The organism is Vibrio sp. 10N.222.47.A9, assembly GCF_963872585.1.
In the GTDB taxonomy this organism is placed as follows: Bacteria; Pseudomonadota; Gammaproteobacteria; order Enterobacterales; family Vibrionaceae; genus Vibrio; species Vibrio splendidus.
Map to the genome: position 1 here is coordinate 24954 of NZ_CAWNBB010000046.1, position 14845 is coordinate 39798.

Annotated in this window: 10 protein-coding genes; 4 read left to right on the forward strand and 6 right to left on the reverse strand. The window is 43.1% G+C overall.

Going from position 1 to position 14845, the window contains the following annotated elements; all coding sequences use genetic code 11:
• Positions 1 to 87: 87 nt before the first annotated feature.
• The 4 genes from AACT19_RS13955 to AACT19_RS13970 form a co-directional block, all read right to left on the reverse strand.
• Entirely contained in the window at positions 88 to 3165 is a 3078-nt protein-coding gene (locus AACT19_RS13955) for an efflux RND transporter permease subunit (protein ID WP_076646800.1), read from the reverse strand.
• The gene (locus AACT19_RS13960; protein WP_076646802.1) at positions 3152 to 4504 is read right to left on the reverse strand and encodes an efflux RND transporter periplasmic adaptor subunit; all 1353 of its coding nucleotides are present in this window, start codon (positions 4502 to 4504) and stop codon (positions 3152 to 3154) included. The genes AACT19_RS13955 and AACT19_RS13960 overlap by 14 nt, the downstream gene beginning before the upstream one ends.
• Before the next feature lie 195 nt (positions 4505 to 4699).
• The gene (locus AACT19_RS13965) at positions 4700 to 5893 is read right to left on the reverse strand and encodes an outer membrane protein transport protein (RefSeq protein WP_076646804.1); all 1194 of its coding nucleotides are present in this window, start codon (positions 5891 to 5893) and stop codon (positions 4700 to 4702) included.
• Complete coding sequence (locus tag AACT19_RS13970; RefSeq protein WP_076646806.1) at positions 5883 to 8114, reverse strand: lipase; 2232 nt, start codon at positions 8112 to 8114, stop codon at positions 5883 to 5885. The genes AACT19_RS13965 and AACT19_RS13970 overlap by 11 nt, the downstream gene beginning before the upstream one ends.
• A gap of 357 nt (positions 8115 to 8471) precedes the next feature.
• Between AACT19_RS13970 and AACT19_RS13975 the strand changes: the two genes are divergently transcribed.
• From AACT19_RS13975 to dcuC, 3 genes are all read left to right on the forward strand, one after another.
• The gene (locus tag AACT19_RS13975) at positions 8472 to 9191 is read left to right on the forward strand and encodes a winged helix-turn-helix domain-containing protein (RefSeq protein ID WP_065682454.1); all 720 of its coding nucleotides are present in this window, start codon (positions 8472 to 8474) and stop codon (positions 9189 to 9191) included.
• Positions 9184 to 9690 (forward strand): hypothetical protein, encoded by a 507-nt coding sequence (locus AACT19_RS13980; RefSeq protein WP_076646808.1) that lies wholly within the window; start codon positions 9184 to 9186, stop codon positions 9688 to 9690. The genes AACT19_RS13975 and AACT19_RS13980 overlap by 8 nt, the downstream gene beginning before the upstream one ends.
• A 461-nt stretch (positions 9691 to 10151) precedes the next feature.
• The gene (gene dcuC, locus AACT19_RS13985) at positions 10152 to 11519 is read left to right on the forward strand and encodes an anaerobic C4-dicarboxylate transporter DcuC (protein WP_016785306.1); all 1368 of its coding nucleotides are present in this window, start codon (positions 10152 to 10154) and stop codon (positions 11517 to 11519) included.
• 232 nt (positions 11520 to 11751) lie between these two features.
• Here the strand turns inward: dcuC and AACT19_RS13990 are convergent, their stop codons facing one another.
• The gene (locus tag AACT19_RS13990) at positions 11752 to 12384 is read right to left on the reverse strand and encodes a response regulator (protein ID WP_004731316.1); all 633 of its coding nucleotides are present in this window, start codon (positions 12382 to 12384) and stop codon (positions 11752 to 11754) included.
• Positions 12371 to 14101 carry a nitrate/nitrite two-component system sensor histidine kinase NarQ gene (narQ, locus tag AACT19_RS13995; protein ID WP_017082100.1) on the reverse strand — a complete coding sequence of 577 codons (1731 nt, stop codon included), beginning with the start codon at positions 14099 to 14101 and terminating at the stop codon, positions 12371 to 12373. The genes AACT19_RS13990 and narQ overlap by 14 nt, the downstream gene beginning before the upstream one ends.
• A gap of 253 nt (positions 14102 to 14354) precedes the next feature.
• Here narQ and napF point away from each other — a divergent pair, with 253 nt between their 5' ends.
• Positions 14355 to 14834, forward strand: coding sequence for a ferredoxin-type protein NapF (gene napF, locus AACT19_RS14000; RefSeq protein WP_017078318.1), 480 nt, complete (start codon positions 14355 to 14357; stop codon positions 14832 to 14834).
• Positions 14835 to 14845: the final 11 nt, after the last annotated feature.

Genomic DNA, 14845 nt, shown 5'->3' on the forward strand with positions numbered 1-14845 from the left:
AGAGAATAAATACAAACGCGCCCACCATGGTCATGGTAGGCGCTTTTTAGTTTTCACTTCAATTGACTCGTCAATCTATATAGCGAGTTATGCAGGTTTCGTTCTCAATCGAGTCAGTATGTCCATCTGTTTTAGATTCGCCATACCAACGTAAGCCACTGGCACTAAGAACAGTGAGAAGAAGGTTCCGGCAGTCAAACCTCCGACCAACACTAAACCAATATTGATTCGACCTAATGAACCCGGACCATCTGCTAATGCCAATGGCAATGAACCGAGGATCATCGTCAGTGAGGTCATCAAGATAGGACGCAGCCTTGAACGTGCACTGCTGATCGCCGCTTCTTTTGCACTCACGCCAGATTTACGTTTCTCGTTGGCAAACTCCACCAGCAAAATACCGTGTTTGGTCACTAGGCCAACCAATGTCAGTAGCCCGATCTTCGAATAAATATTGAGACTTTGACCAAATACCGACAGTGTCAAAATCGCACCCACGATACACAATGGCACCGTCAGCAAGATGATCATTGGGTCGACAAAGCTTTCAAACTGCGCGGCCAATATCAAGAAGATGAAAATCAACGCTAATACGAACAGCACTTGTGCGCCCGCTGTTGAATCAACTAAGTCTTTTACAATTCCATTGAATTCGTAGCTCTGCGCCGGTTTCAATAAGCTTGGAACCGTATCATCAATGTAGGCTTTCACATCACTCGCCGTGTATCCGGGCATCAAATCTGCGGTAATTTCAGCGCTGTCTTTACCCATGAACGTCTTAAAGTTAGATTCCGATGTCACTTGTTTGATTGATACAAACTGAGACAAAGGAAGCCTTTGCCCCGACTGTGAATCCACATACAGCTTATCGAGAACCTTAAAGTCGCCGAGATCCTTTCGGTTAACTTGAACTTGAATGGGGTATGTATAACCGTCATCGGCTTGCAAATCTGCCGCTTTCACAGAACCAAGGAAGGTCGATAACGCGTTGGTTACGTTACTGTAATCAACACCAGACAACACAATCGCATTACGGTCAATCGACAAGTCATAACGTAATTGGTCGCGTAACATCGAATTATTAATGTTGGTCACGCCCTCATAACCCTCAAGCGCCTCAACGACCTCACTTGCGGTTTCAGACAGCACCGAGGTGTCGCGGTTAACCGTCGTCAGCTCAAGGATCATATTGGTCGCTATGCTTAAGTTATCTGCCGAGCGAACCTTGAAAGACATGCCATAAGCAGAGACCGAACTTTTCGCTTTGGCGATAAACTCGTTAACCAGTTCATCAGCTGACTGGTCACGTTCGCCCCATGATTTCAATAAAACGTGATTAGTCGGGGTCCCTTCGATGTAAGACAAGTTTGCCTCTACCGAACGATCACCTTTGAACACACTGTTAAGTTGTTCGTTGTTGTCTAGGTGATACTGACGACCTACCCCTGTTGGTGGCGTTGAAGTCACCTCGACAAAACCAGTGTCTTCGGTTGGAAGTAGCACTTGAGGCATTTTCCAAACCGCCAAAACAGACAGAGCAATCAACACCAAAGCAATACTACTCATCAGTGTTTTACGCTCAAACCATTTGCCCAGTTCTTTGGTGTACAAGTCAGACAGAACATTCAGCTTCGCATCAACTTTTTTGTACCACCTTGCTGGCTTTGTAACTGGCTTCATTAAGTAAGCACACATCATGGGTGAGAGCGTTAAAGCGACAAACCCTGAGATGATCACTGCAGCAGCTAACGTGAAAGCAAATTGTCTAAATAGATCAGCGGTTAAGCCTGACATCAGGCCAATCGGTAGATACACGACCGCTAAAGTAAGCGTCATCGCTATCACAGGAAAAACGATCTCTCGACACCCTTTGATTGCAGCATTAAAAGGGGTTTCGCCCTCTTCGATATGTCGGTAACAGTTTTCAGCCACAACAATGGCATCATCGACAACTAAACCAATTGCAAGAATGATGGCCAAGATAGTCAGCACGTTGATACTAAACCCAAGTAGATGCATGACTGCAAATACACCTATCACACACACTGGGATGGTAATGATCGGAATCGAAGCCACACGAACAGAACCAAGGAACAAAACCACGACCGCTGAAACCAGAACAATCGCTTCAACTAAAGTCATGAAGCCTTCGTCAATTGCGGTTTTAATGAAATCAGCTTGGTTGTAGACCATCTTCATCTCAATGCCTTCAGGCAACTGAGGTTGAATCACGTCTATTTGCTTCTTAACCTTATTGGCAACCGTCACTGGGTTTTCACTTTTCAGTGGCAGTACCTGAATCGACATCGCTAAATTGTCATCTACACGAAGAATACTCGGCGTAAGGCTCTCTTCGCCCATTTTGACCTCAGCAATATCTCCGACACGAATGATCTTGCCGTTATCGACACGAACCACCAAATCTCGCACATCATCAACACTAGTCACTTGGTTGACTGGGTTAATGGAGAAATCTCGCACCTGACCTTTGATAGTACCCGCGGTAAACGTCGCGTTGTATGAGCTTAATGTACCGACTACGTCTGACGCACTCATGTTAAGCGCCATCATTCGATCAGGTTGTAACCACACACGAACTGCTTTTTCACTGCCACCATACGGCCCCCAAATCCCCCCCACACCTTGTATGTGCTTAAACTGGGGCACGACTTGCTGGCTAATGTAGTCATACATGTCTTGCTTAGACATCTTGCCGGTATTCACAAACGTGATGATGTTACTCGGCATGCTGGTATCAGAAGAGTCATCCGTTACCGTTGGCTTATCCGTCATACTAGGAGGGAAATCACCAATCGCTTCAACACTGCTACGCAGGTTGTTCATCAAGCTCGTGTATTCGACGTCATTAATGTCATCTTCAAACATGATTTTTAGATTACACGTTCCTTCCTGGCAGTCGGTCGTCATGGTTTTCACGCTGTCTAAGCCCGTTGCCGCCGTGATCAGTTTATCTGCCACATTGCGCGACATGAACTCAGCACTGGCACCATTGATCGCAGCAGTGACCGTTGCTGAAGGTGTCTTATGTTCAGGAAAGTATTGGATTGAGAGCTTTTGAAACGACAAAAGTCCAAGCAAAACAATGGTGATACTCAGAACAGACGCAAACACAGGGTGCTTGATACAAATCTCAGGAAGCTTCATTCAGATTCTCCTTTGTTACGGCTTCCTTGCTTTGGGTTTGCTTGCTTAAAGTTTCCTTGCTATGAGTTTCCTTGCTTTGGATTTCGCTCGATGATTGCTCAGCAGCCGCATTAGTTTCCCCACCCTCGCTATTTTCGTTGACGGCTTCGTCTACACCTTTTGTTGCTTCCGTCCAATCAACCGAAGGCTCAACCGGATGTGCTTCATCAATCTGTGTTTCGGTCTCTTCTACCTCGGGCTGAACGGTCTGCTTAGTGACCACTTTATCTACCGGCTCCGTTATTAACTCAACCGTTTTCTGCTCCGCATTTGGGTTCATGACCTTAACCAACGACGCTTTCTTTAGGTTCTGTTGTCCCGTCACTACGACCTGATCACCCAGTTTCAATCCGTTTTCTACAACGACGTACCCATCGTTAGTGTTCACACCCAATTCAACAATGCGTTGCTCGATTTTTTCACCATTCACAATCCATACAAAGCGTTGTGCATTTTTTGCTTGAACGGAATTTTGAGAAACCACCATTTGAGTCGTGTCTTCGCTCGTCATTTGGCTTACTTTGGCAAACATACCCGGAACTAAGCGATGATCTGGATTGGTCACGTGCGCGTGTACTTCTACGCGACCTGAACTCTCATCAACCGCGGGGGCAATGTAATCCACCACGCCAGAAAACGCTTCATCGACAAAAGCATCAACTTGGATTGAGACATTCTGCCCAAGTTTTGCGTTGCCTAAATCCGACTGGCCAATGGAATACTGAACTTCGACAGGATCGAGTTTAATCAAACTCACCAACGCGGTTGCGCCATCAATTTTACTGCCCACTGAGTGGGTAAAGTTGGTTAATTGCCCATCAAATGGCGCTACCAATAAATAGTCATTCATCAGCGCTTCTTTCTGTCGGTAATCCGCTGCTGCTAGATTCGCCTGCTCTCCCAGTTCTTCCACATCTTGTTGAGACATAGAGTCGGGCTGTTTCTTTAGTAATTCTTGTACTCGCTTTAATTTCGACTTTGCTAGCGCTAGAGAGCTTCTTGCTTTGTCTAGATCGGCTTTCGCTTTGGTATTGTCCAATTGAGCGATCAACTCGCCTTTTTTAACTGAATCTCCATCTTTGAAATGGATATTGAGAATTTTGTCGGAGGCACTGAATGTCAATGCAGCAGAATCCGTTGCCCTGATTTTGCCAACCTCGTTGATTGAAGATGTGAATGCTTGTTTGTGCGCTTTTTCGATAGTCACAGGAATCAAGCTTGAGTCTTGGGCAAACGATGGAGAGATATGTAAGGCAAACAGTGCCAAACAGATTGTTTTACTAAGCTTTGTAAATTTCATTTTTAATAACCATAACCGTTTGAATTCGTCTGAATTAAAACGTTTTTCTAAGCAGCTATTTCTTACTTAATGAGCTTCCAGCTATTTAAATAATGCTAAAACAGCTAATAATGAGAAAAGGGCTCAACTCACTGTCGAGCCCTGCAATTTTTATATGATTCCTAAATTTTTACGTTCTGAACTCCAAAGTAAAAGTTAAAAACGATGTTGATATTGAACACCAAGCAAGAGAGCATCGGCAGTCACATCAGCAGTTATATTGGAACTCGTTCCTGGAATCGTCGTCAGGTTTTCGTCAATATCTTGTGATTCTCCGATGATAAATCCGACTCCAACGTCCACAGAACTGGCATCGGTGAAGTTATACGTCCCTCCGACTGTTAACCAGTGACGGTTAACATCAGGAATAGAGAGCGATGTGAGTTCGTCAGTCGGGGAAATGTCGTACATGTAGCCCGCTCGTAGAACGATGTCTTTTGACATGGTGTATGTACCACCGACAGAAACATGTCCTGCATCTTTCCATTGATAATCTTTAATAGAGTCGTCATAAGAGTCAGATGTTAGCGAGTCAAATTCAGACCAGTTCACCCACTGCAAGCTGTAATGGAAAGCCCACTGTTCGTTGAGCTGGTGCCAACCGGAAAACTCTAGAGTGTCTGGTAGAGGTACGTTCATCTTATCGGCAGGGACGCCGCCTTTGGTAATGTCACCTTCCACTTCGATATCTGGGCTGTAACGGTAACTAATACCAAACTTGTTATGTTCGTTGACTTGGTAAGTCGCACCAACATTTGCACCTAGACCGAAACCGTCTGCATCTACATTTAACAAGTTTTGACGGTATATCTCACCCTCACCGTAGATAACATCTAGCCCTACGCCCAAATTGATTTTTTCAGACAACTCGTAAGCCACAGCGAAACCAACATTGATACTGGAAAGCGCTGTTTTCCCTCCGAACTCATCCGCTTCGAACGACTCATCAAACTCAACGTCAGTACCGAAATTGGAATGGACTGTTGCGCCCAAGGTAAATTTCGAATCTTGAATTGGGTGAACATAATGAATGCTTGGGACTAGTGTCCCTGCGTCTAATGATTGATCATCTAACATTTCAGTATCACCAATCATTGGTGTGTAGCTAACACTCGACACATCAATACCACTATCGATATAGATAGCGCCGACAGAGAGTGTTGGTTGCTCGATGTAAGCCATCGCAGCACTGTTTTTAGCAACAATCGCAGCGCTATCTGCCATCACTGCATCACCGGCGAATGCACGACCTAACCCTGTTGCAGACTGCGCGTTAAGTTGGAATCCTGCGGCGTTTGTTAAACAAGGAATGAGAGCAGCTGCGGTGCCCAATAAAAGTTTATTCTTCATCTTGAGACACCTCTGTTTCGATATGGTCTTCGTTATTAATGACAACAAGCGAACCGTCAGTCATCACCATCGAAGCAACAGCTAATTGTTGGGTTGTCACCGCTTCACGTACATCTGACATATTTTCGCCAGGCATACCCGGTAGGCCACTTTCATCAACGGGGCCTTCATAAGGAAACAAATACGTACCGTGTCCACCGGTTGTCGTTCTTATGACTCCACCGAGTTCGATCTGATCACGCTTTGTACCCGTTATAGGGTCTAAACCAAGGGCCGTAATTAAGGGCTCAGTGCCAGTTCGAATATTATCTGGCGCGGTATTAGGAATTACGCTATCAGGAACGTAATCAACGCCAACGTCACAGGTTTCGCCGCAATCTCCAACTGCAGCTAACAAAAGAGTCGGTTGCTCAGCCTTAACTTGACGAGAGATGAAGCTAGCAGGGTCTGCACTATCAATTGTTGCTTGAACCCCTTGTTTAAGGTCTGTCACAACCAAATCGAAGATGTCGTTCTCTAACTGACTGACAAGCAGCGCGTTATCGGACGAAAGTTCAACAAACTCTCTAAGTGCCTCAATACATTGTTGATTCGTTGCTTCTATTGTGCATGTATTTGGTATGACAGTTTCAGCAATGCCACGCTGAACATCAGGAGACTTCTTAACACCTTCAGACATTTCAGGGCCTAAGGTTTGAGAAGACAGAACCAAGTTAGTTAACCCCTGCCCCGGAACAACAAAGTTCACCGTGTTAAACTCAAAATTGGTATTGGTATCTGAGTGAAAATCAGGGCTTGCTTGACTAAACTCACTCACCATTACCGACATAATTCCACCCAGCGATTGTCCAATTAAATGAACGTTTTCGTTGTCGACCCAACCTTCCTGACTCAACGCATAACGAAGACCCAAAAAGTCAGAAACAGACTGCTGGAGATTAGAACGAAGCGCTAAAGGGGAATCAATATTTATGAAGAACGCTTTGTTTGCTCGAGCACTAATTTCCACGTGCTCAGGACTTGAATCATAACGTATCCGCTCACCGTGATAAGGCATATCGATCGCAACCACGGCATAGCCTTTTTCCGTATATTCCGCAGCCATTAAAGAAGCAGTGCCTCGCTCTGCTGTAACACCGTGAATAAAAATAGCGACAGGTAACTCTATAAAAGTATTCCAGTTGAACTCTTTTGGTACATATATATCTGCCGTAAGCTCAAGATCTTCCGTTTTTTGAGGCATAGCATTCTCTGCAGTTGGAAAACTGCCAGAAGTGTTGGTAATCCATTCATAAAGTGGTGGACAATTTTCTTTCGGTTCAAACTCATCGACGATACATTCTGCCTCCCTCTCTTTTGTAAAAGGTAAGTAAGACGGAATTTTGAGCACTCTTGTATACAGGTTATATCCCCGCTTTTCCTCTACAATTACAGGTTCTGCTTGGGTGAATGAACTACCATATTGCAGATGGTTTCTTTTCATCGCATCCAAGGGAGCATAAGAACTCTGAGTTTTAAATTGCGCGGCATATACAGGAATACCCTTATCTGGATATAACGCATAATATGAATCAATAGCGCTCAATACTTGCTCTTGAAGAACTTCTTCTTTTTCACTATTTAATGGAGCGTCTGAATCAATCAACTCATCAAAGCTGGCATCTGATTTTAAAGGTTCATTAAATTCAGTTTTTACCCCATCCGTTACTACAACCGAATAAGTACGATTTTCGACTAAGCCTGATTCACATTGGATTTTAATATTGGAACCATCGGCTGATATTTGAGTGCCAACTTCCTCACCTGTTACTCCATCAATTAATACAACATTCCCGGCTAAGGTTTCATTATTGAGTGGATAACGTTTGTCAGAATTTACGCTTTGTAGCGGAATTAAAATCGGTTCCGCACAAAGTCCCCAGCCGTCTAGGGCTGCGTATGAATTGTTGTAGTCCTGATAATAAGCATCATTGGTCGATGACATTGCGGCAACGTCTTCACCGACTCCCGATATTGTTCCATCGTCGTCATACCCATAACCATCATTCGGTTTTGGTAATTCATTAATGTTGTAGGGAACCAATACCGAAACGGCTTCTTGAGTCGAGTCTTCAGACTGACAGCCGAGTAAGGCAAGCGTAATTAGTCCACATATATATGGCTTATTGAAATCTTTCAAAACAGCTCCTTCGTAGCTTTCGCATTTAACTGGTGTGGCCATGCGATTTATCGTTATTTGAGTTGCCAATTGAGTCGGAGGTAAGCTCGACTTTTATTCGTAGAGAGCAAGGCAACACAGAGTTGGAATGACACGTTGATAAAACTACGTAAGAAATTTGAGCAGTTAACCCACACCCACTAAATCAGCGTCACCCGTTAATGATCCAATAGCTACTAACGGCAAGCACCTGAAACCGCATTAAACAACCTCAAAAAGGTATATAAGGAAATCTAATTAGGTTAATAATTAACATAAATTCAGTTACTTAAATATCAAAGACGATGAAATCAGTAAGTTTATGTTTGTTGTAAGATTTGTTACATTTAGGTTAGAACGCTTATAACAATGAGAACCCAGATGTCTGCTGAATTTATTATCAATGATGATATACAGGTCAATTTAGAAGAGAGTGAAATCCATCACTTTAAGACGGGCCGTACCTACCCAATAGGTTCTAATGAGTCAGAGCTGCTTAAGTTTTTTATCTCGAGACCCAATGAGGTGATCACTCGCCAAGTTCTGATTGAACAAGTGTGGGTGTCTAAAGGTATCTACGTTGAAGATGGCAGCCTAATGCAGACCATCTCGATTTGCCGAAAAGCGTTAGAAGATAAGAGCGGGATGATCATCGTCACTGAGCGCGGTAAAGGCTACCGATTTGCAGGACAAGTGACACAAGACAAAGAACGCGCGCTGCGTAAAATTCAATCGCAACCCAAACAAGAAACGAATCAACCTGAAGACAACACAGCGACAGATAGCATAGCGACAGAAAATTCAACAACCGAGACAACAGCCGCGACGAAAAAAACAAACAGTGTAGTAGCGCTGGTTGCATTATTTGTAGTGGCTGCAGGGTTATCCCATTATTTGTTTTCTTATTTAGATAGAAATAGCCTAGGCGAAGACCTCGTGGGTCAGCATTTTATCTCTTGTAAAATCGAATCCGACGAATTCACTTTTAACGAGTTATTCAACGTCACGCTTTATGAATATAAGGGACGAAAAATCATCATCGATAATTCAGGAAAATCTCTGAGCTTTCCAGCAGGATTTAAAGGAGTGACTTGTGAATAACAAAACGAATACAGCAATTTTTGTGGTACTGCTTGGCGTATTAGTCGGCTGGATTTCTACTTTTATTCCTAAATCACACCTTGAAGGGCATTATTTAGCAAGTACAGCATCAATTATTAACCCGTCCAATAATATGATTCATAACCAGTCTTCTATTAACATCGAATTTAAGAAGAATGACAGTTATGACCTATTATACCTGTCGACCAAGCAAGTCGGTTTTACGTCATCAGGATCTTACTCTGTCACTCAACACGACATCTCACTGGATGAGAACCAACACCAGCAAATCATCCCGAATCGCGAGTTGTCGTTTTACGAAAAAGTCATGATAAGTGAAGGTTCTACACTATCGTCTGACGCCATGCCTTACATTCCATTGAATAGAGAAGAGTTTTTACTGGTGACGCGTTATGGGATGATTCATTTTTGTAAGAAGGTAGCCTGCTCTGAGCTGTCAACGTATTCAAATGACATTCCTGACGTTGATATGAACTAAGCTCACTCTCTATTTTTAACGCTAATTATATTTTAGTGCCAGCTTGTGTTTTAACGCTTACTTAGGGAAATAAGTAGGCGTTAAACGTAAGTAAGCATCAAAGCTAAGTAATCGTCAAAGCTAAGATTCTCACCTCTTTACTCCGATAAATACCCACTTCGTTACACATTCCCTTCCAAAGTACAAAAAACACTCACGATTTATAAAACAACGCCTACATATGCAACTAGAACAACCAAAGGTGATCCAAGTTATATTCTAACGAGCTACAAAATTTGTTTATTAACATCTAAACAACAGTAGTTAATCACGATTTACAACCACAATTAACATCGAAAAAAATGTTTGTCTTAGATCATATCAACCTCAACTATGCCTCGTGCCACAGTGCAGTTTTCTGTACATTCATTGTCATATTCTGAAACACTTTCTTATATTTTTTAAACTTTGTGGAGATTTCTATGTTAGAGCTCTTGATCGGATTAGTGATTACTATCGCTGTTGGTTACTTTATTGTGAAAGGCTATAAAGCGGCAGGCGTATTACTAACTGCTGGCCTTGCCCTACTTCTTATTACTGGCCTTATTGGTCACACAGTCTTACCAGCTAAGGTCGCTTCAACAGGTAACATGGTTACCGACTCACTAGAATTTGTTAAGTACATGCTTCAATACCGTGGAGGCGGCCTAGGCATGCAAATCATGCTTCTTTGTGGCTTTGCTTCTTACATGACGCACATCGGCGCAAACAACGTGGTAGTGAAACAATTCTCTAAACCGCTTGCTGCTATCAAATCTCCATACGTTCTTCTTGTTGCGGCTTACATCGTAGCGTGTCTAATGTCTCTAGCAGTAAGTTCTGCAACAGGCCTTGGTGTGCTATTGATGGCTACCCTATTCCCAATGATGACGGCAATGGGTATTTCACGCCCGGCAGCGGTTGCAGTTTGTGCGTCCCCTGCAGCAATCATTCTTTCACCAACCTCTGGTGATGTGGTTATTGCAGCTGAAAAATCAGGCATGTCTCTTGATGTGTTTGCCGTTCAAACGGTACTACCTGTTTCTATCTGTGCAATCATCGTGATGGCTGCTGCCGCTTTCTTCTGGAACAAGTATCTGGATAAGAAAGAAAACACACCAATGGAAAAAGTAGACGTTTCAGACATTGAAACAACGGCACCCGCTTTCTACGCTGCACTGCCATTCCTGCCTATCATCGGTGTATTCCTATTTAATGGTCGTACGATTCCAGGCCTTTCACTTGATATCTACACCATCGTCGTAGGCTCTATCTTCGTGGGCGCAATCATCGATTACGTTGTGAAGAAGTTCGACGGCGAAAAGACGCTAGAAGATCTAGACTCTTGCTACCAAGGCATGGCAGAAGCATTCAAAGGCGTGGTAATGCTGTTGGTTGCGGCGGGCGTATTTGCTCAAGGCCTAATGTCTATTGGTGCGATTGATAACCTGATTGGTCTTGCTGAATCGGCAGGCGCAGGCGGCATCGCGTTAATGCTTATCCTAACGGGTCTAACGGTTGCAGCAGCTATCGCTACAGGTTCTGGTAACGCACCGTTCTATGCATTCGTAGAACTCGCTCCGTCACTTGCGGCGAAAATGGGCTTGAACCCAGCGTTCCTAATCATCCCAATGCTTCAAGCATCGAACCTAGGTCGTACCATCTCGCCAGTCTCTGGTGTAATTGTCGCGACATCTGGTATGGGTAAGATCAGCCCATTTGAAGTAGTAAAACGTACTTCTGTCCCTGTAATCTGTGGTCTTATCACGGTTATCTTCGGTACGCTTGTTCTAGTACCAATGGCAGCTTAATTGTCAGTAAAACAGACATGATTATTTGGATATAAAATGCCCTAACAAAAAGGCGCTGAACTTAATAAGTTCAGCGCCTTTTTTCATGTCACGTGTTCAAAATCATTAGAGGCTATTGATGCTAAATTAAAAGTTATCACGAGAAACTGTCGTTAAAAGCTCACGTTATTTGCCCCTAACATTTACAACCAACAGTACGGCTTGAAATAGTTTTATTTCAAAGGAACAAGCCCTACTTCATGTCACCATAGCGTTCTAGGTACAGAACCGTTGCTGCAGTACGTGAAGGAACTTGTAGCTTTTTCAGCAAACTCTTCATATGTACCTTAACTGTCGATTCAGAAATGAACAGATGGTCTGCGATCTGCTTGTTGCGGTAGCCTTTTGCAACTTCTTGAAGGATCTGCATTTCACGTTCAGTCAGTTGGTCGAAGATGTCGTTGCGGCTCTCTGCATCATTTAAGTAACGAGATACAACACTGCTGTAGGCTTTGTCGCCATGGTGCGCTTGTTTCAGTAATTCGATGAGTTCATCGGGTTCAGTGTCTTTAAGCAAGTAACCATCAGCGCCCGCTTTTACAATTGCTTCAATATCTGCAGGGCTGTCAGAAACCGTTAGAATAACGATGTTAGCGCTTGAGCCATCAGTACGAAGTGCCTTTAACGTATCAAGGCCAGACATGCCTTTCATATTAAGATCCAAAAGGATCAAATCAGGTTCTTCTTCATGGGCAAGAGCGACCGCTTCAGTACCGTTACTTGCTTCTGCAATCACTTCGAATTCATCTTCAAAGCTCAGTAATTGGCTTATACCTCTGCGCATCAATGGATGATCATCAACCAGCATTACTTTACAAATCGTCAACTTTAACTTCCTTCAAACTTTTATATTTCAATATGACTGTACAGCCTTCACCTTGAGCCGCTTCAATCGTTAAGTCGCCATTCAGTCTTGCCGCACGCTCCTGCATAATGCTCATCCCGTAGTGGTTCATCTTCGAACTACTTGGGTCAAAGCCATCTCCATTATCCTTAATCACGACGAATACTTCACCTTCCTCATCGATACAGCATACATCTATCAAGTCGGCATTGGCGTGTTTTATTGCGTTTATTGTTGCTTCACGAATCAATTGAAGCAAGTGAACCTGACTGTGCGCATCAAGCTCAATCGATGAAAGATTATTGGTTAGGTTAATCTTCGCTTCTGTTCTTTCGCTGAGTTCTTCAAGCATGGTGCTCAAAGCCTCTCCGAAGTTACCCTCTTTTATCGTCAACCTAAAGGTTGTGAGCAACTCTCGTAACTGAGTATAGGCATCAGCCAAACCGTTACCGATTTCCGACGCTATTTGTTCCGACTGCTCTCGGTGTTGTTGCTCTGGCAGTTTGCCAATCACACGCTTCAGCAATGTCACTTGGATTTTTAAATACGACAGTGATTGAGCCAGTGAATCATGCAGTTCACGTGCAATTGTTGCACGCTCTTCCATAATAATAAGCTGCTCAGCTTTTTTTTGCGCACGATTATAATAGATAGCTCGCGATAAGAGTTGGATAAAACTATCAATCAGCGTCCTGGTTGAATGGCCATGATGATATGAACAATATAAATAGCCCAAGATAAGCTCATTATCATCCAGCTTCATTTCAAATTTTTCATAGTCTAAGTTCGAGTCGTACCCTTCATCCATAATCAGTGAACGACCTGAGTTGTCTACAATCTCTAGCCTTAACGATTCGATGCCTTCTAAGCTCACGAGGTGCTGCAGGATGGCTCGGAAGTTCTCTGGGGCGATACGTGTTACGGTCAGCTCTTGTGAAGAGTGATACAACGCCTGTAGGGATTGGTTAGCGTTTTGTAGCTCTATTGTCTTAGCATCCACAACGTCTTCAAGATTTCGATAGAGCGCACCCAAGTCTTTCGCCATTGAGTTAAATGTCTTGGTCAAAATACCCAGTTCGTTGTTATTGGTGACCTTCAACTCGACTTCAAAATCACTATTTTTGATTCGCTGACTGGCGCCAACGAGTGCATGTAACGGCTTAACAACTTGTTTACGGACAAAGTGAACAACAAAAAGAGATATGACGAGAATTCCACCTAAGCCAATACCACCAGCCCACGCCAACTTTATCAACTTATCTTCAGAGAACTCTTGCAGCTTAAAAACGAAGCCATCAATTTCAGTAACGAAGTTTTCAACTAATACGAGATAGTGCTTTCGATCTTCGCTGCTTAATACCTGTTTAAGCTCGTGCCAACGACCAATAATTAAATAGTAATCTTCGGTGATGTCTGTAGGAACTTCCCAACTGACCAAGTTGGCCATTGAAGGGGAATAAAGAGAACTTTCGAATTCACGAATATGAGAATCATAATCAACTGATTCTATTTGAATATCATGCGCTAAACGATAGCTTTGCATACGCATTGAGCCGGCCACGTTAACCGCCTCTGCGTCGTTGAGACTTGACGCCAATGTAAAGATAGCAAAACCAGTAGTGGCAACCGAAAGGAGCAGTATGGACAGCAATGATTTAGCTATTGTACTCGTTACAGATGAAACTGGTTTAATAAGCAAAATCAAAATCCTGAAGGTATATAAGTGGCTGTCCGAAACCTATTGTCACACATCAAAAAACAGAGCTCCATTCAATATGTGACCAAACGCTTCGTAATTTATTGATCTAAGACAATATAGGATCCTATTTAGCCCTTAAGGGGTATTTATACAAATATTTCTAAAACTACACTACTTGTGAGGATAAATGACAAGATATTAACAAAACAATGATCTACAATTACAACATCTTAGCAACATTAGTAGGCATTTAGTGGTAGACCTATCGAGACGACGCCTATTTTCTAGGCGAAAAGTAGATTCAAGCCAAATTCGATTGCCTTGGATTAACAGCCTAGAAAGCTTTACAGATGACTGCACTCGTTGCGGTAAATGTATCGAAAATTGTGAGACTAAGATAATCATTGTAGGCGATGGTGGTTTTCCTACTGTCGACTATTCAAAAGACGAATGCACTTTTTGTTATCAATGTGCTGACGTTTGTCCTGAACCAATTTTTAAACCCAAGGAAGAAACACCTTGGCAAGCAAAAGCAAGTATCTCTGATAAATGCTTAGCGCAACAAAATGTTGAATGCCGAAGCTGTGGTGACATGTGTGAACCTATGGCCATTCAATTTCAACTTAGAGCAGGCAGTGTTGCTCTACCAAAAATCGAGTTAGATGAGTGTAACGGTTGTGGAGCCTGCGTAGCAGTTTGCCCTACTTCAGCTATTCTTGTGAGTAATGCATAAAACAAAAATAA